Origin of the sequence: Massilia frigida (assembly GCF_011682175.1) — a bacterium.
Lineage (GTDB): Bacteria > Pseudomonadota > Gammaproteobacteria > Burkholderiales > Burkholderiaceae_D > Telluria_A > Telluria_A frigida.
On the sequence record NZ_WHJG01000011.1, the window covers coordinates 134691 to 151957 of the forward strand.

The 17267-nt window shown below is 65.7% G+C and carries 13 protein-coding genes; 3 read left to right on the forward strand and 10 right to left on the reverse strand.

The window, feature by feature from the left end; translation table 11 throughout:
• Nucleotides 1–84: 84 nt before the first annotated feature.
• The 7 genes from F2P44_RS13485 to F2P44_RS13515 form a co-directional block, all read right to left on the reverse strand.
• Nucleotides 85–2496 (reverse strand): bifunctional diguanylate cyclase/phosphodiesterase, encoded by a 2412-nt coding sequence (locus tag F2P44_RS13485; protein ID WP_167087211.1) that lies wholly within the window; start codon nucleotides 2494–2496, stop codon nucleotides 85–87.
• Nucleotide 2497: 1 nt separating this feature from the next.
• Nucleotides 2498–3139: a methylamine utilization protein gene (locus F2P44_RS13490; protein ID WP_167087212.1), complete on the reverse strand. Its 642-nt coding sequence runs from the start codon at nucleotides 3137–3139 to the stop codon at nucleotides 2498–2500.
• A 179-nt stretch (nucleotides 3140–3318) separates the two neighbouring features.
• On the reverse strand, nucleotides 3319–4698 hold the full coding sequence (locus F2P44_RS13495; RefSeq protein WP_167087213.1) for a tetratricopeptide repeat protein: 1380 nt from the start codon (nucleotides 4696–4698) through the stop codon (nucleotides 3319–3321).
• Nucleotides 4699–4929: 231 nt separating this feature from the next.
• Nucleotides 4930–6942, reverse strand: coding sequence for a TonB-dependent receptor (locus F2P44_RS13500; protein ID WP_167087214.1), 2013 nt, complete (start codon nucleotides 6940–6942; stop codon nucleotides 4930–4932).
• A gap of 98 nt (nucleotides 6943–7040) precedes the next feature.
• Complete coding sequence (locus F2P44_RS13505; RefSeq protein ID WP_167087215.1) at nucleotides 7041–7397, reverse strand: hypothetical protein; 357 nt, start codon at nucleotides 7395–7397, stop codon at nucleotides 7041–7043.
• A gap of 21 nt (nucleotides 7398–7418) precedes the next feature.
• The gene (locus F2P44_RS13510; protein ID WP_167087216.1) at nucleotides 7419–8072 is read right to left on the reverse strand and encodes a 3'-5' exonuclease; all 654 of its coding nucleotides are present in this window, start codon (nucleotides 8070–8072) and stop codon (nucleotides 7419–7421) included.
• 8 nt (nucleotides 8073–8080) lie between these two features.
• On the reverse strand, nucleotides 8081–9331 hold the full coding sequence (locus F2P44_RS13515; protein ID WP_167087217.1) for an Hsp70 family protein: 1251 nt from the start codon (nucleotides 9329–9331) through the stop codon (nucleotides 8081–8083).
• Nucleotides 9332–9528: 197 nt separating this feature from the next.
• Between F2P44_RS13515 and F2P44_RS13520 the strand changes: the two genes are divergently transcribed.
• The 3 genes from F2P44_RS13520 to F2P44_RS13530 all read left to right on the forward strand — a co-directional run bounded on the left by F2P44_RS13520 (nucleotide 9529) and on the right by F2P44_RS13530 (nucleotide 12797).
• Nucleotides 9529–10602, forward strand: coding sequence for a LacI family DNA-binding transcriptional regulator (locus F2P44_RS13520; protein ID WP_167087218.1), 1074 nt, complete (start codon nucleotides 9529–9531; stop codon nucleotides 10600–10602).
• Nucleotides 10603–10740: 138 nt separating this feature from the next.
• On the forward strand, nucleotides 10741–12342 hold the full coding sequence (ctaD, locus tag F2P44_RS13525; RefSeq protein ID WP_229423532.1) for a cytochrome c oxidase subunit I: 1602 nt from the start codon (nucleotides 10741–10743) through the stop codon (nucleotides 12340–12342).
• A 5-nt stretch (nucleotides 12343–12347) separates the two neighbouring features.
• Nucleotides 12348–12797 carry a DUF2244 domain-containing protein gene (locus F2P44_RS13530; protein ID WP_267877601.1) on the forward strand — a complete coding sequence of 150 codons (450 nt, stop codon included), beginning with the start codon at nucleotides 12348–12350 and terminating at the stop codon, nucleotides 12795–12797.
• Nucleotides 12798–13050: 253 nt separating this feature from the next.
• Here F2P44_RS13530 and F2P44_RS13535 read toward each other — a convergent pair whose 3' ends face one another.
• From F2P44_RS13535 to F2P44_RS13545, 3 genes are all read right to left on the reverse strand, one after another.
• On the reverse strand, nucleotides 13051–15150 hold the full coding sequence (locus tag F2P44_RS13535; protein WP_229423533.1) for a methyl-accepting chemotaxis protein: 2100 nt from the start codon (nucleotides 15148–15150) through the stop codon (nucleotides 13051–13053).
• Nucleotides 15150–15959, reverse strand: a complete 810-nt coding sequence (locus F2P44_RS13540) for a TorF family putative porin (protein WP_167087221.1) — start codon at nucleotides 15957–15959, stop codon at nucleotides 15150–15152. The genes F2P44_RS13535 and F2P44_RS13540 overlap by 1 nt, the downstream gene beginning before the upstream one ends.
• 446 nt (nucleotides 15960–16405) lie before the next feature.
• On the reverse strand, nucleotides 16406–17224 hold the full coding sequence (locus F2P44_RS13545) for an alpha/beta hydrolase (protein WP_167087222.1): 819 nt from the start codon (nucleotides 17222–17224) through the stop codon (nucleotides 16406–16408).
• Nucleotides 17225–17267 lie beyond the last annotated feature (43 nt).

Consider the following 17267-nt stretch of genomic DNA (forward strand, 5'->3'; position numbering starts at 1 on the left):
ATGGAATGGGCAACTTTGCCGGGAAAGATAATAGCGCGAAATCCAGCCCGTGGCGATGGCCATCCCCGCATCACGCCATGCGAATCAGGCCGAACCGACCGTATCCGAATACGGCAGCGCCGACCTGGCCGGCGGGGTCCAGGCGGCGATCCAGCCAACCAGCTTGTCGGCGGCGATCGGGCGGCTCATGAAGTAGCCCTGGCCCTGGTCGCAGCCGAGCGCGGCCAGCAGGCGCCACACCGCTTCGGTTTCGATACCCTCGGCCACCACGCGCAAGCCCATGTTGTGGCCCAGGTCGATGGTCGAACGCACGATCTTGGTGTCGCCGATATCGTTTTCCATGTTCAGCACGAACGATTTGTCGATCTTGAGCTCATCGACCGGCAGGCGCTTGAGGTAAGCCAGCGAGGAATAGCCGGTGCCAAAGTCGTCGATCGACAGATCGACCCCCATCGCATGCAGGCGCTCCAGGGTCAGCTGGGCGCGCACCGGGTCGTCCATGATCGCGCTCTCGGTGATCTCCAGGCAGAACGAGCCGGCCGCCAGCTGGTGGCGCGTGAGGATCTCCTTGAACTTGGCCGGCAAGTCCTGGTCGAGCAGATCGCGCGTGGACAGGTTGACCGAGATCTTCAGATGGATGCCCTGCCGCTGCAAGTCGCTGCACAGCGCCGCCGACTGGTCCAGCACCCAGCCGGTGAGCACGCGGATAAACCCGGTCTGCTCGGCGAACGGGATGAATTCGTCCGGGAACACATTGCCGCGCTCGGGATGGGCCCAGCGTACCAGCGACTCCACCCCCACCACCTCGCCGGTATCGAGCCGGATCTTGGGCTGCACGTGCAGGCGGAATTCATCGCGCTCGATGGCGTTGCGCAGCTCCGTGAGCAGGCTCAGGCTCTTGGCGCTGGACTTGTCCATCGCCGCGTCGTAGGCCACGGCGCCATCGTTGCGCTGCTTGGCCGCGTACATCGCCACTTCGGCCATCGACAGCAGCGATTCGGGATCGGCGCCGTTGATCGGAAAGGCGGCCATGCCGAGACCGGCGCCAATGTCGACCGTCTGGTCTTCCAGCGAGAGCGGCACTTCGAGCGCGCGCAGGATGCAGGCGGCGACCTTGTGCGCATGGTCGGTCGAGGAGGCCGTCAGCAGCACCACGAATTCGTCGCCGCCCAGGCGCGCCAGCTGCGCTTGCGGCTCGGTCTCGCCGAGCAGCGCGCGCAGGCGTTCGGCTACCTTTTGCAGCAGCGCGTCGCCAAAGGCGTGGCCCATGACGTCGTTGACGTGCTTGAAGCGGTCCAGGTCCATCATCAGCACGAACACCACCTGCTCGCGCTGGCGCGCCGCGGCCAGTGCCTCGCCCAGCTGCAGCACGAACTGGGCGCGGTTGGGCAGGTCGGTCAGCGAATCCCAGTAAGCGAGGCGGCGGATTTCCTGTTCGCGCTTGGCGATCCCGTCGCGCATGCCGGCAAAAGCCTTGGCCAGCGCCCCGATTTCATCCTTGCGTTCGAGGTCGATGCGGCCGTCGTAGTCGCCCAGTTCCATGCGGCGCGCGGTGCCGGCCAGTTGGCGCAGCGGTTGCGCGATGCGCATCGCGGTGAGCACCGCCACCGCGCACGCGACCAGGGTGGCGACCACGGTGAGGATCACCAGGGTGCGCTGCAGGCCGGTGTATTCGGCCTTGGCGTCGTCGATCGAGCGCGCCAGCAGCACGTCGGCGCGGCGCGCGCCATCGACGCCGACCGGCAGCCGGCGCGCGCTGTAATGGATGCCGCCGGCATCGAGGTCGAAGGGGCGCGCCAGGTTGTCGGGCAGGGTCTGCAGGGTGCGCGCCACGCCCGGCATGACGCCGGCGGGCAGGGTCGTTTCACGCGGCGTCCAGGTCCCGTCCGGGTCGCGCGTGAGGATCGCCACTTCCAGCTGCGAGAGCTCGCGCATGTCGAGGAGCAGCTGGCGGTCGAGATGAAAGCCCATGACCACCCAGGCGATGGTGAGCGGGGCCTTGACCGGCATGATCACCACCTGCACCGGACGCTGGTCGACAATGGCGACGGCGCTGGCGCCATCGTTGTGTTCGGCCTTGTCGAGCAAGCCGAGGACCAGTTTTTCGAGCGAGCCATTCTTGACGATCCCGTTTTCGACGATGACCCGGCGCTCACCGTCGATCAGCATGGTCAGGTCGGCCCGCGCGCGCCGCCCGCTGTTGGCCAGCGCCGAGGCGATGGTGGCGCGGTCTTCCTCGTCGCCGTTGCCGATGGCTTGCACGAACGCGGTGTCGCGCGCCAGCACCTGGGCGGAAAAGCGCTGCTTCTGGGCGTTTTGCTCCATCAGCTTGCGCAAGACTTTTTCACCGTTGAGCAGTTCCGTGGCGATGCTGGAACGCGCATTGACATTGATGCCGTGCTCGATCACCACCAGCCCGATCGCCTGCACGGCCAGGATCAGCACCAGGAACAGGGTGACGATGCGCCCTTCCAGGCTGTTGAAACGCAACATCATGCTAGTAAGGCGCACCCGGCGAGTCCGGGTCCGGTGCCGGCGGTTTCATGGTGAGCTTGACGCTGGCGGCGGTGGCGCCCTCGCCCGCCTTGACCGCGACGGTTTGCTCGACGGCGGCGCCGGCCATGTTGAAATGCCAGGACGACAGCGCGTATTTACCGGCCGCCGGCAGCTCGATGCGGGCCACGCCGGCGGCATCGGTCTTGGCGAAGAACGGGGTGTCGACCACCTTGATGTAGGCCAGCATGCGGTCGTGGATATTACACCCGAGCACGACGATGCCAGCCTTGTCGAACACCTGTGGCGCGGCCGCCACGCCGGAGTACAGCTTCTGGTCGAATTTCTTGGCGGGCGAGAAGGAATAAATGTGGTGCTTGACCTTGTCGTTGTTCGGGAACGACACCCGGCTGCCGGTCTGGATCACCGAGACCAGCGGCAGGAAGCGCAGGCCGCGCTGTTCGATCTCGGCCGGCTTGAGCGGCTTGGGCAGGGGAGCGGCGCCGTCCGGCTCGGCCGTCACCACCACGTCGGCCAGCGGCTTGCCGCTACTGTCGTTGACCTGCACCGTAATGGCGGTGGCGGCAGCGGCGGCGCTGGCCAGCGACATCCCGGCCAGGCAGATCAGACGAAGCAATGTGTTCATGGGCGCGCATCCAAGGTGGGCAGTCCTTCCGCCGGCGGACGGGGCGGGTGCGAGCCTATTGTAGCGTCTCGAAGAAAGTTCCGAGCAGAACTTTCAACGGAGTTGGCAGTCGGGGAAAGAACGGGATGCCGGCACGGCATCAAGCGGCGCGGCCGCACGTTGGCATGATGAACACGGCCTTACGGCGCGCCGCGCCCGCCCTTGCCGGCGTGGGCGATCAGCCACTGGCGCGACTGGTCCAGCGCCGAGCCGATCTCGGCCGGGGTCAGACGGCGCGCCACGATAGCCTTGTTGGCATTGGCCGTTTCGTCGCCGGCGTCGGCCGCGAGCAGCATCCACATGTAGGAGCGCACGGCGTCGCGCGCCACGCCGCGCCCGCTGTTGTACATGCCGCCCAGGTTGTACTGGGCCAGCGCATGGCCCTGCTCGGCCGCCTGGGTGTACCAGTACACGGCCATCGCATCGTCCTGCGGCACGCCGTGGCCGTTGGCGTACATCACGCCCAGGTTGTTCTGGGCGCTGGCGTCGCCCTGCTCGGCGGCGCTACGGTACCAGTGCGCGGCCTGGCCATCGTCGCGCGGCACGCCCTGGCCGCTGGCGTAGATGACGCCGAGGTTGAACTGGGCGTTGGCCGCACCCTGCTCGGCCGCGCGGCGGTACCATTCGAGGGCGCGGTACTCGTCGCGCGCGGTGCCGCGCCCGTTGGCGTACATGCTGCCCAGGTTGTATTGCGCCAGCACGTGGCCCTGTTCGGCCGCGCGCGCGTACCAGCGCAGCGCCCGGTGTTCATCCTGCTCGGCGCCCTGGCCGTTGGCCAGCATCACGCCCAGGTTGAACTGGGCATCCTTGTCGCCCTGTTCGGCCGCGCGCTGCAGCCAGGCCACGGCGCGCAAGGGATCGGCGCGCACGCCCACGCCGTCGGCATAGGCCACGCCCACGTGGCGCTGGGCCATCGGGTTGCCCTGGGCGGCCGCCTGGCGGAACCAGCACAGCGCTTGTTCGTCGCTGGCCTCGACGCCCTGGCCACGCTTGTACATCAGCCCCAGGTTGAGCTGGGCCACGGCATCGCTTTGCAGGGCCGCCTTGCGAAACCAGCTCATCGCCTGTTCGTAGCTGACCGGCGCGCCCTGCCCGGCCAGGTAGCATTCGGCCAGCAAGGTCTGGGCACTGGCCGAACCCTGCTCGGCGGCGCGGTAAAACCAGGCCAGCGCCTGTTCGTGATTCTGTTCGACGCCCTTGCCCTTGCGGTACATCAGGCCCAGGTTTTGCTGGGCCGATGCCTCGCCCTGTTCGGCCGCGTGGCGGAACCAGCGGGCCGCCTCGGCATCGTTGCGGGCCACGCCGCGGCCGTGGTAATACATCGATCCGAGGTGGTTCTGGGCAAATGCCAGCCCCTGCTGGGCCGCCTGGCGCAGCCAGGTGAAGGCCTGGTCGTAGTCGCGGTCCTTTTTGTACAGGAGGCCCAGGTTGAACTGGGCGTAGGCATTGCCGCGTTCTGCAGCCAGGAGGAACCACATGAAGGTTTGATAGTTCTCGCGGGTAGTATTCTGGCGGTCCATGCTTCATCCTCCGGCGCCAACGCCGTTGAAACTGCAGAATTATTGGGCTGCAACAGGCAATAAGCGACCTGAGAAGTATTGCTAAAATTTTAATAGGACAAGCGTGCCGGAGTTTGACTGGGAACAAGCGGACCCGCAGGTTGGCACGTTAGGCGGCATGAAAAAACCCCGCTGAGATCGCTCTCGGCGGGGTTTGGTTTCGGCTTGAAACAAATTCGGGCTTGTCCCCGCTTAAAACTTGGTGCGAACGCCGAACAGGAAATTTCGGCCCGGCAGTGGCGACACCTCTTTCAATACCGAGGTCGACAGGCGTATATCCTCGTTCAACAAGTTGCGTGCGATCATGAACCAGGTCAGGTCGGCGCTACCGATATGCTGAGTATAGGAAAGATTGGCGCCGACCTGGGTGTAGCCTGGAGTGGCGTCCTGCTCGAAACTGGCGAGCCGGTCCTGGCGTTGGGCGCGCAGCAGCGACAGTCCGGCGCGCAGCGGGCCGCTGCGGTAAGCAAGATCGGCGCCGATGCGCGCGGCCGGTTGCAGCGGCAGGCTGCCGCCCTGGTCGAGCTTGCCGCGCGAGCTGTCGGCAAAGGCGCGCAGGGACAAGCCCTCGCCGTGCTGGTTGTAGGTCACTTCCGCTTCCGCCCCGCGAATGCTGGCGTTGGCTTGCTGGTAGATGCGCTGCAGCAGTTCTTCGCCCGGATTGCCTTCTTCATCGACGCGCGCGCCGCTGATATTGCCGTAGACGAAATCCTTGACCTTGTTCTGGAACACATTGGCCTTCCAGCGCACCAGGCCGGATACTTTCTGGAGCGACAGTTCGATATTGCGCGAGCTTTCCTTTTTAAAGTCGGCATTGCCGATGTCAAACGTCTGGGTGGCGTCGTGCGGGCCGCCCGAATACAGTTCCTCGGTGGCGGGGGCGCGCTGGGCCACCGAGACCGTGGCGCCGGTGGCGTAGCCGGGCATGAAGGGCCACATGGTGCCGACCGAGTAGGAACCCAGGTCGAACTGGCGCTCCTGGTTGCCCAGCGGGGTGCGCTTGACCGATTCCAGGCGCGCGCCGGCGTTGAGCTTGAGCGGGCCGAAGTCGCGCTCCTCGACCAGGAAGGCCGCGCTCGAGGTCGAGCGGGTCACGGGCACCGTGTCCGGCCCGCCTTCGGCGCTCAGGGCGCTGAAGTGGGTATTCTCGGTCTGCATGCCCAGGGTGCCGTGCCAGCCGGCCAGCGGCGCATGGGTCAGCTCGGCGCGGGTTTCCAGCGCGCGGTTCTTGAACAGCACTTCCGGACGGTTTTCGTGATCCAGTTCGGCATGGTCGTAATCGGTATAGCCGAACTTGAGCTTGATGTTCTCGACGCCGGCGAAGGGCTTGTTGAACAGGCTGTCGGCATCGTAGCGGATCTGCGACTGGTCGATCTGCGAGCCTGCCAGGGTCGGGATGCCGTAGCGGTTATTCAGCGTCGACACCGACACCCCGGCATGGCCCCAGTCGCCGATCAGCGAGGCGCCGGCGCCGAGCGTGTCCTGGCGCGTGAACGATTGCGGCAGGCGGCCCGAGGCCGAGGCCGGATCACCCACTACACGGTTGTCGGGAATCTTGTAGTCGTCGGCGCGGCGGATGTTGCCATCCAGGTGAAGGCCGATATTGCCAACCGCCGCATCGACGGCGCCCGAAGCGCTACGGCCACGGTCGACCGTGCCGTAGCGGGTTTCGAACTGGCCGGATGGATGGGCTTCGAGCGCAGCCGGGATGCGCTCGTTGACCACGTTGACCAGGCCGCCGATGGCGCCCGAGCCGTACAGCAAGGCGGCCGGGCCGCGCAGGATTTCGATCTGGCGCGCCACGGCGCCGTCGGCCGAGACCGCGTGGTCGTTCGACAGGCCGGACACGTCGGCCACCGCCATGCCGTTTTCCAGCATCTTCACGCGCGCGCCTTCCAGCCCGCGAATGATGGGGCGCGAGGCGCCGGCGCCGAAGCCGGAAGCGGACACGCCGAGTTCCTGCGACAGGGTTTCGCCGAGCGAGGAGCCGAGCTTGTCGCGCAATTCATCACCGGCCAGGATCTTGGCGGGCGAGAGAATCTGGTCGCCTTCGGACTTGCCGAAAGGCGTGGCGGTGACCACCACCTTGGGCACGACCGGATCGGCGGCCGCGGATGCGGCGGCGGCAACTTGCGCGTTGGCGTGATTGAGGGCGGACAGGGCGGACAGGATCGCGCTGGCAAGCAGCGTACGTTGGACATTCATGATAATAAAACCTCAGGCAAACAAAGAGTGACAGACAGGTGCACGCGGGCAGGCCGCGCGCGGCCTGGCGTATGCACAAGAAACAGGGAAAGCGGCTGTCAGGCCTGAGGTGGTCCGCGCGGTTCGAACGCGTTGAGGGTGCGCGCACGCGCCGCCTGGGGGGAAATCGATGCGGCCAGCGTCAGGCCGGCATCGGCCAGCACGAAGCCGTGCGCATGGCTGGCCAGCGGTCCGGCCAGCTGGGCGAACGCCAGGCACTGGTCGCAGCTCTGGTCGCGCGCGATGGCGCGCGAGAGCGCACTGCCGTCGCCGTCAGGCTGCGGCTGGGCCTGCGCCAAGGCCTGGCTGGCGGCGGACGCGGTGTTCCAGTGCGACATCACGTGCGTGGTCGCCATCTGCTGCGAGATCAACAGCAGAAGCGACAACAGGAGGCGAATGGCGAACTGACGGGTCATGGTGCCAATATTGTAAAGCGATCAGGCGTTTTGCGGCGGTTTTTTTGCCAACAGTGCCGCGTCGGCCTCCTGGCGCAGGTAAGCGGGCACCTTGGCGGCGCTCAGTTTGTTCATCGATACCAGCAACTGGGGCGCGACCGAACCGAAACCATAGGTGTGGCCCAGGTGGCGCGCGATGTGGATCAGCACCTCGGCCGCCACTTCGGCATCGGACTCGGCGCGGTGGGCGGCGCTGCGGAAACGAATCCCGAGCTGGCCCGACAGCAAGCCCAGCTTGTAGCTCGACAAGCCCGGAAACACGCGGCGCGACAGCTTGAGCGAGCACACCAGTCCCTGGTGCGCCGTCTCCAGGCCCAGCCGTTCCGCCTCGGCCTTGAGGAATTTCTCGTCGAAACTGGCGTTATGGGCGGACAGCGCATCGCTGCCGATGAATTCTAACAGTTGCGGCAACACCCGCTCGACCGGCGGCGCGGCATCGACCATGGCCTGGGAAATGCCGGTCAGCTCGCTGATAAAGTAGGGAATGCGCGCACCACAATTGACCAGCGACACATAGCGCTCGCTCACGCGGCCGTCGACGATGCGCAGCGCCGCCACCTCGGTGATGCGGTCGCCGTTGGCCGGGGACAAGCCCGTGGTCTCGAAATCGAGCATGACAATCGGTTTCTCGAACACGGCGCGTCCTAACCGAACTTGCGCACGGCGTCGAGCGCGAGGCCGGCACCGATGCTGCCGAACAGGTCGCCTTCGACCTTGCGCGCCTTCGGCACCAGCGCGCCTATGCGCTCGCGCAACATGCGCACGCCGCTTGAGCCGCCGGTGAAGAACACGGTGTCGACCGCATCCGGCGAAACGCCGGCGTCAGCCAGCAGTTTCAGCACCGTCTGGTCGATGCTGCCGACCAGATGGCTGATGGCCTCGTCGAACTCGCTACGCTGGAGCACTAGGTCGACCGGGGGTGACAGGCGCTCCAGCGCGAGCGTGGCGCTGGCGGCGTCGGACAGGGCGATCTTGCCCTCTTCCACCTGCATTGCCAGCCAGTGGCCCGAGCGCTCTTCGATCAGGCGCTGCAGGCGGCCCAGCTTGTCCGGCTCGCGGGCGTCGCGCGCCACGTCGGCCAGTTGCGCCGCCGCCTTCTTGGTGTAGGCCAGGTTGATGGTGTGCCAGGTCGCTAGGTTGAAGAAATAGCTCGACGGAATCGCGCTATTGTTATTGAGCAGGGTCTGGTAACCGAGCAACGGCATCACCGACGCCAGGCTCAGGTATTTGTCGAAGTCGGTGCCGCCGATGTGCACGCCGCCGGTGGCCAGGATATCGTCGCGCCGCTCGGCCTTCAGGGCCCGTTCGGGCGACAGGCGCACCAGCGAAAAGTCGGAGGTGCCGCCGCCGATGTCGGCGATCAGCACCAGTTCCTCGCGCCGGATCTGCGACTCGTAGTCGAAGGCGGCGGCGATCGGTTCGTACTGGAAGGCCACGTGCTCGAAGCCGACCGAACGCGCCACCTCGGCCAGGGTATCCTCGGCCAGGCGGTCGGCGGCCGTGCTGTCGTCGATGAAAAACACCGGACGGCCGAACACGGCCGAGTTGAAGCTGCGCCCCGCTTCGCGTTCGGCGCGGCGCTTGACCTCGCCGATGAAGTGCCCGAGCAGCATGCGGAACGGCAGCGCGCGCCCGCCGACCTCGGTCTGGCCGTCGATCAGGCTGGTCCCGAGCAAGCTCTTGAGCGAGCGCATGAGGCGCCCCTCGTAACCGGCCAGATAGCCTGCCAGGGCCGCGCGGCCATAGCTGACCTCCTCGTCCTCGGCGTTGAAAAACACCACCGAGGGCAAGGTAGCCTTGCCATCCTCGAGGGCGAGCAGAGCCGACTGGCCGGGGCGGACCCAGCCTACTGTTGAGTTTGACGTTCCGAAATCGACGCCGCAAGCATTCGCCATGGTACCCTTTAGATTAAGGGGCGGTATTATACCAGAGTGCGCCTGAAACGGGCATTCCTCTGCATTGTCGTTGTGGCGCAACTGAAAAGCCTGCATTCTTCCCCTCATCATATTTCTCTACAGTAAAATGTTACCACATAGCAAGCCCGTGGGCTACACTGGGCAGTCCAGCAAGGATTGTTATCCAGAAGAAATTAATGACCCACACCCCCGCGCCGCAGCAAGCCAACATTGCCGACCTGAAGCAGCTGATCCACAGCGAAGCGCGCCGCGTCACCTCGTATGACGTGGCCAGCGCGGCCGGGGTGTCGCAATCGGCCGTGTCGCGCTGCTTCAAGCCGGGCGCAAGCGTGTCGAAAGCGACCTTCGCGCGCGTGATGCAAGCCGCGACCGAGCTCGACTACACACCGAACGCGGCCGCGCGCAGCCTGATCACGCGCCGCTCCAACCTGATCGCGGTGGTGCTGTCGGACATCGTCACCCTGCACTATCCGCAAATCTTGTCCGAGCTGAGCCGGCAATTCGGCCGCGAAGGCATGCGCGTGCTACTGTTTTCGCTGGCGCGCGAAGGCGATATCGGCGCCACCCTGGCCGACGTCTGGCAGCACCAGGTCGACGGTGCCGTGCTGGCCGCCACCCTGAGCCACGCGCAGGCCGCCGAATTCGAGCGGCGCCGCATTCCCTTCGTGCTGTTCAACCGCACCCTGCGCGAGCGCTCCGTGAACGCCGTCGTGTGCGACCAGGTGGAAGGGGCGCGCCTGCTGGTATCGCGCCTGGCGGCGGGCGGCCACAAGTGCTTCGCCATGATCGACGGCCCGCACGACTCGGCCATCGCGCAGGACCGCAAGCGCGGCGTGGCCGGCCGCCTGGCCGAGCTGGGACTGGCCGCGCCCCTGATCGTCAGCGGCGACTACGACTATGCCAGCGGCGGGCGCGGCCTGCGTGAAATCATCGCCGGCCTGGGCCGGGTGCCGGACGCGGTCATGTGCGGCAACGACATCATGGCCATCGGCTGCCTGGACACGGCGCGCCACGACCTGAAACTGGACGTGCCGGGCCAGCTGTCGGTGACCGGCTTCGACGGCATGCCGCCGGCCGGCTGGCTCAGCTACAACCTGACCACCCTGCGCCAGCCGGTGCAGACCATGACCCTGGCCGCCAGCGCGATGCTGACCGGCCTGATCTGCGCCAGCACGGGCTGCCCCGAGCGGCGCGTGTTTTCGGCCACCGTGGTCGAGGGCGCCACGGCGCGGCTGGGTCCGGGCGCCTGAGATCAGGCCGTTAAACGCCGCAAAGAGTTCCCGCCAAAACGCCTGCGCTTGAGCGGCGCCAAACAGCGCCTGGCCGCGTATCGTGCGCCGGGGTGCGCTCGCTATAGTCATCCATGACACCGATGCATGGAGAGCCTGATGAGCGTGACAATCCTTCCCGGCCATGGCGAGCTGGGCGGCGACGAACAGCATGCGCAGCCGCGCGGCTGGCGGCGCTGGCTGTATGCGACCAACCACAAGGATATCGGCACGCTGTATCTGTGGTTTTCACTCTCCATGTTCATGGCCGGCGGCGTGCTGGCCCTCCTGATCCGGCTCGAACTGTTCCAGCCCGGCCTGCAATTCTTCCATCCCGAGCTGTACAACCAGTTCGTCACCGTGCACGGGCTGGTGATGGTGTTCGGCGCCATCATGCCGGCCTTCGTGGGCTTCGCCAACTGGATGATTCCGCTCATGATCGGCGCGTCCGACATGGCGTTCGCGCGCATGAACAATTTTTCGTTCTGGCTGCTGCCGCCGGCCGCCCTGCTGCTGCTGGGCGCCTTCCTTGCGGGCGGCGGCGCCACCGCGTCGGGCTGGACCATGTACCCGCCCCTGGCGCTGCAGATGGGTCCGGGCATGGACCTGACCATCTTCGCCATCCACCTGATGGGGGCCTCGTCGATCATGGGCGCCATCAATATCATCACCACCATCCTCAACATGCGCGCGCCCGGCATGGGCCTGATGAAGATGCCGATGTTCTGCTGGACCTGGCTGATCACCGCCTACCTGCTGCTCGCCGTCATGCCGGTGCTGGCCTGCGCCGTGACCATGCTGCTCACCGACCGCCACTTCGGCACCAGCTTCTTCAATGCGGCCGGCGGCGGCGACCCGGTCATGTACCAGCACGTGTTCTGGTTCTTCGGCCACCCGGAGGTCTACATCATGATCCTGCCCGGCTTCGGCATGATCTCGCACATCATTCCCGCCTTCGCGCGCAAGCCGCTGTTTGGCTACGCCTCGATGGTGTATGCCACCGCCGCCATCGCCATCGCCATCGTCTCGTTCATCGTCTGGGCGCACCACATGTTTACCACCGGCATGCCGGTCACGGCCCAGCTGTTCTTCATGTACGCCACCATGCTGGTGGCCGTGCCGACCGGGGTCAAGGTGTTCAACTGGATCGCGACCATGTGGAAAGGCTCGCTGACCCTGGAAACGCCGATGCTGTTCGCCATCGGTTTCATCTGGGTGTTTACCATCGGCGGGCTGTCCGGGGTGCTGCTGTCGATCGTTCCCATCGATATCCAGGTGCATGACACCTATTATGTGGTCGCCCATTTCCACTACGTGCTGGTGGCGGGCTCGCTGTTCTGCCTGTTCGCCGGCTTTTACTACTGGGTGCCGAAATGGACCGGCCACATGTACAAGGAGTGGCGCGCCAAATTCCATTTCTGGAACTCGCTGATCTGGGTGAACGTGACCTTCTTCCCCATGCACTTCCTGGGGCTGGCCGGCATGCCGCGCCGCTATGCCGATTATGCGATGCAGTTCACGGACTTCCACATGCTCACCTCGGTCGGCGCCTTTCTGTTCGGCCTGACGCAGGCATACTGGCTGTTTACCGTGGTGCTGCCCACCGTGCGCGGGGGCGACAAGGCTGCGGCCAAGCCGTGGGACGGGGCCGAGGGACTTGAATGGACGGTGCCCAGTCCCGCCCCTTTCCACACCTTCGAGACACCGCCGCTGGTCAAGTAACGCCGATGGAACACGAATGGCTGTTGAAGAAGAACTGTTCGATGTCACCGCGCCAAGTGGGCGTGGCATATGGCTTGCTGTGTCTGTTCCTGCTGGTGATCGGACTGGCCTTTGCCGCGCATGGGGCGTGGCCGGTGCTGGCCTTCGCGCTGCTCGACATCGGCGTGCTGGCGGTGGCGCTGCTGTGCTACGCGCGCCATGCGGGCGACCGCGAGCGGGTCGCGCTTGGCGACGGCTGCCTGCTCGTGGAGCGGGTCGAGGCGGGCCGGGTCAGGAGTATCCGGCTGGAGGCGTGCTGGACCCGCATCGGCATGCCCGATCGCCGGCACAGCCTGATCGCGCTGGAGTCGCGCGGCGTGCGCGTGGAGATTGGCGGGTTAATCGGGGAGGCATTGCGCGAGCAGGTGGCGCAGGAGTTGCGACGCGAACTGCGCAAGACGGCGTTGTTGCGTTAGTGGCTGACGTGATGGAACGCATGGGCTGAGGTGACGGATCGCATGGGCTGACGCACAGGAGCTGACACGCGCGTCAGGCCGGCCAGGACGCGCTACGGCGCGCAGGCGCCAGACGGCCTGCGCTGACAGGGTCGCGCAGACGGTTAGCGCGGACAGCTTCGCTTCAACAACCGGCGCGCGCAATGCTGCGTGGACCGCTGGCGCGCGCCCACGTGCGCTGACACGCACGCGCACGCGGCCCCCCGCACCCGCGTCAGAACTCGTCCCACTCCTCAGCCGCCGCCGGTTTTGTCAGCGCCGGCTTGACCTTGGCGAGCGCCAGGTGCGACGACGGGGTCGCACGCGCCACCGGTGCCACGCTGCGCGGCGCGGTGCTGCCGTGGCGGTCGTCGAGCTTGAACACATTCACCGCCCGCGCCAGTTGCGAGGCCTGGAACTGCAAGCTTTCCGCCGCGGCGGCCGCTTCTTCCACCAGCGCCGCATTTTGCTGGGTCACGCCATCCATTTCGGCAATTGCCTGGTTGACCTGCGAAATACCCTGGCTCTGCTCGCCCGTGGCCACCGTGATCTCGGCGATGATGGCATTGACCCGGCTGACGCTGGCCACCACCTGCTCCATGGTGCTGCCGGCTTCGTCGACCTGGCGGCTGCCGATGGCAACCTTGCCCACCGAATCGTCGATCAGGGCCTTGATTTCCTTGGCCGCCGCCGCGCTGCGCTGGGCCAGGTTGCGCACTTCCGAGGCCACGACCGCAAAACCGCGGCCCTGCTCGCCCGCGCGCGCCGCTTCCACGGCGGCGTTCAGGGCCAGGATATTGGTCTGGAAGGCAATCCCGTCGATGACGCTGATGATGTCGACGATCTTGTTGGACGACTCATTAATCGACGTCATCGTGGCGATCACTTGCGATACCGCCGCTCCGCTCTTCCGCGCCACGTCCGAGGCCGATGCCGCCAGCTGGTTGGCCTGTTTGGCATTCTCCGCATTGTCCCTGACGGTCGCGGTCAGTTCCTCGATCGAGGCCGCCGTTTCCTCCAGCGAGCTGGCTTGCTGCTCGGTGCGCGCAGACAGGTCGTTATTGCCCTGCGCAATCTCGGAACTGGACTGGGCCACGTTGTCGGCGCTTTCGTGCACCTGCACCAGCACGGCATGGATCTTTGTCACGAAGGCATTGAAGCCGGCCCCGATGACGGCCAGTTCATCCTTGCCGCGCACATCGAGCCGCACCCGCAGGTCGGCCTCGCCCGAGGACAGGTTGGTCATGGTCCGGCCCAGGGTGCGCAGCGGACGGGTCAGGCGCGACACCACCAGCACCAGGATGCCGCCCGTGGCCAGTGCGCACACCAGCGCGACGATCAGGGTGTACATCAGCAATTCGCGCGCCGGCGCCGTTGCCACTTTCTTCGGAAAACTCAGGTCCACGCTCCAGGGAGGAATGTCCGGGTGGATCGAGAGCGGTTGCAGCAGGCGGATATTGCCGCGTCCATCGTCGAATTCGTAAGCCTTGCCCTGGCGGATGCGTTCGAGCGCGGCCGGCGGCAAGTCGTCGGCCGGCTTGCCCAGGCGCGCCGGCAGCGGGTGGCTGGCATACAAGCCACCGTTCGAGATCAGCGACAACTTGCCGCCTTCGATGACCTTCAGCTCGGACAGGATCGTGGTCAGGCGCGGCAGCATGAAGTCGGCGCTGGCCGTGCCGATGAACTTACCCTCGATCATGATCGGCGCCACCAGGGACGCCATCAGCACATCCTTGCCCGCCACCGGATACACATAGGGCTCGGTGAAAAAGACCTTGCCGCTACGTTTTGGAATGTCGTACCAGTCATTCGCGCCGGCATCGGTGCCGAACACGATCGGCTCCACATTGACTTCGTTCTTGGCATTGCGCGTGAAATACGGCATGAAGCGGCCGCTGGCGTCGTAATGCGGCTTCTTGTCGGCAAACTCGGCATCCTTGGCGTCGAGTGCGTTCGGTTCAAACGTCACTGCCGCGCCGATCAAGTCCTCCGTCCCCAGCAGGGTGGCCTTGGTCAGCTCGTAGATCTGCTCGCGCTGCAAGGGCTGGCCCAGGGCCTTGGTCGAGCGCATTGCCGAACCCAGGCTGATCACGCTGGCCAGGTTGGTCGAGAGCCGGCTTTGCAGCGCGCCGACCACCTCGCGCGAGGACGTGCGCGCCAGTTCCATGGCCGCCGCTTCCGCGCTGGTGCTGCTTTTGTAGCCGATCACGGCCGCCGTCACGCCCAGGCTCAACACCACCAGCGCGGTGGCGGCGACACAAATCTTGCTGTTCAGCGAAAGGCCCGATCCGAATGCTGCCATGGTGTTCTTATCCTCGTCAGTATGATCGGTCATCAAAAGGTCTTGGTCAGCGCCACCACGAAGGTCCCGACGGCGGGATTCGATACCGCCACCTTGCCGGACGAATCGGGAATCCCGAGCGTATAGGCGTCATACGCATTGGTCGCGCCATACGCCTTGGTGTAGGCGCCCGATACGGCCCAGCCGCCGTCGAAGGCCTTGCTCACGCCCACTTTCAGGTCGCGCCAGTTCCAGACATCGTTGCCGGCGCCATCGACCCGGCCATCGCCCGCATGCAGGTTCAGGGTATAGCCTGAACCCAGGTCGACATTGGCGCCCACGTCCAGGTAACCGGTGCCGCGCGCATTGGTGATGCCGAAGAAATCCTTGGTATAGGTGCTGTTGTATTTGGCGTAGAAAAACTTGTAGGTCATGCCCAGCGACAGTTCGCCGTAGTCGTACGAGACGCCGGTGGCGTGGTACTCGGCGCCCGGGTATTTGTAGTAGTACAGCAGCGCGCTGTAGCCGATCGGGCCGGCCGTGCCGGTATAGCCGCCGTACAGGTCGACTTCGAGCGTGCCGTCTTCGATGAAGCGGTTGCTGACGGTCGACATCCACACCCCGGCCGAGAAGCCGCTGGGGTGGCCGATATCGAAGCCGCCCTGCAGCGCCGGCTTGCCCCAGGTCTGGCGGAAGCCGCGCGAAATATATTGCGACGCCAGGGTGACGTTGGCGGTCATGGTGGTCGCGGGCGCGGCTGCGGGCTTGGCATCCTCCGTGGCGGCCTGGGCTGGTGCCTGGGAAGCTAACGCGAACAAGCTGACGAGAGAAAGTGCGAAGCGCTGTTTGACGATAGAAGGCATCTTGAATTTTCCGTAAGGTTACTGAACACGCAAGGATATGCGCACCAGGTACATCTTGAGCGAAGAGTCAGACGAGGGTCAGGTCAAACGTGCGGCAGTACTTGCCGGCGGAGTTGGGGCCGGCAACGGCACCCGGTGATGCTGGGGCTCGTAACAAAGTGGACTTGCGCATGCGCAGGCCATGCGCCAAGGATAGGCGCGAGCGCGCGCCAATGTCAAACGTGTTGCACCAAGAGAAGGAAATCCGTTGTATAACGGAGAGAGGAACGCAGGGTGGAGAAGCACGTACGGCGCGCAGCACGGCGCCGGGACATTGAACGGCGCCTCACGGCATCGACGCCGATGCTGGCGCGGCAAGGCCGCACGCGCCGTGCCCTGGCGGCGGCGCGTGCGCGGCCAACGCTGTGCTGCTTACGGCAGCGCGTGTGTGGCCAACGCTGTGCTGCTTACGGCGCGGCGCCCGGTGCCGTGCCGGTGCCGTAAACCGTTTCCAGCGCCAGCGCTTCGCTTGCGCGGTAAATCGTATCGTGGCGCTCTTTCGGCATCGGCCGATACGTCCAGCGCACTGTGGCCGGCGCATGCGCGCGCAGCGATTCCGCCAGGCGCGCCGTGCCGGGCACGATGTTCTCTTCGTCGGCCGAGGTCAGGAAAATGGCCTTCGGCTTCGCCGGCAATGCCTTGATGCGCGCGTCCGCAGCACGCACCAGCGCTTCATCGTTCCACCAGACGCTCGGGCTGATGGCCACGTAGCGATCGAACAGTTCCGGCTCGGCCAGCAAGGTCTCGACAATGAACAGGCCGGCCAGCGACTCCCCCACGATGCCGGTGTCGGCCGTGGTGCGATAATGCGACCGGATATGCGGCATCAGCTCGGTGCGGATGAATTGGCGAAATGCCGCCGAGCCACCCACGCGGATCGCGATTTTCTTGTCGTTCGCCACCGTGGTCGGCCCGGTGAGGTCGCGCCGCCGTTCCGTGTTTTCAATGCCCACCAACAGCACCGGCATCATGCGCCCCGCCGCCACCAGCGTCTGCACGGTGTCGGCCACGTGCGGGAAATCTTCGGCATTGCCGCCGTCCGGCATGTAGAGCACCGGCAAGGGCGCTCCCGTTTCTCCGCCGTGGCCGCTCGGCACGAACACATTGATCCGCCGTGTCTCCGACAGCACTGTCGAATCGATCGTGAACGTCTGCGGCGCCACCGGCGCGGCAAACGACGGCAAGGCGGCACAGCCAACCATCAGGGAAAACAGAGCATTTTTCATGGTAAATCCAAAGGGGAAAGAACAACATACTGCCACCAAAACA

What these genes read in the sequence shown, in the direction of transcription:
- F2P44_RS13485 (WP_167087211.1), bottom strand. Translation starts at nt 2,496, where the DNA reads ATGATGTTGCGTTTCAACAGCCTGGAAGGGCGCATCGTCACCCTGTTC.
- F2P44_RS13490 (WP_167087212.1), bottom strand. Translation starts at nt 3,139, where the DNA reads ATGAACACATTGCTTCGTCTGATCTGCCTGGCCGGGATGTCGCTGGCC.
- F2P44_RS13495 (WP_167087213.1), bottom strand. Translation starts at nt 4,698, where the DNA reads ATGGACCGCCAGAATACTACCCGCGAGAACTATCAAACCTTCATGTGG.
- F2P44_RS13500 (WP_167087214.1), bottom strand. Translation starts at nt 6,942, where the DNA reads ATGAATGTCCAACGTACGCTGCTTGCCAGCGCGATCCTGTCCGCCCTG.
- F2P44_RS13505 (WP_167087215.1), bottom strand. Translation starts at nt 7,397, where the DNA reads ATGACCCGTCAGTTCGCCATTCGCCTCCTGTTGTCGCTTCTGCTGTTG.
- F2P44_RS13515 (WP_167087217.1), bottom strand. Translation starts at nt 9,331, where the DNA reads ATGGCGAATGCTTGCGGCGTCGATTTCGGAACGTCAAACTCAACAGTA.
- F2P44_RS13520 (WP_167087218.1), top strand. Translation starts at nt 9,529, where the DNA reads ATGACCCACACCCCCGCGCCGCAGCAAGCCAACATTGCCGACCTGAAG.
- ctaD (WP_229423532.1), top strand. Translation starts at nt 10,741, where the DNA reads ATGAGCGTGACAATCCTTCCCGGCCATGGCGAGCTGGGCGGCGACGAA.
- F2P44_RS13530 (WP_267877601.1), top strand. Translation starts at nt 12,348, where the DNA reads ATGGAACACGAATGGCTGTTGAAGAAGAACTGTTCGATGTCACCGCGC.
- F2P44_RS13535 (WP_229423533.1), bottom strand. Translation starts at nt 15,150, where the DNA reads ATGACCGATCATACTGACGAGGATAAGAACACCATGGCAGCATTCGGA.
- F2P44_RS13540 (WP_167087221.1), bottom strand. Translation starts at nt 15,959, where the DNA reads ATGCCTTCTATCGTCAAACAGCGCTTCGCACTTTCTCTCGTCAGCTTG.
- F2P44_RS13545 (WP_167087222.1), bottom strand. Translation starts at nt 17,224, where the DNA reads ATGAAAAATGCTCTGTTTTCCCTGATGGTTGGCTGTGCCGCCTTGCCG.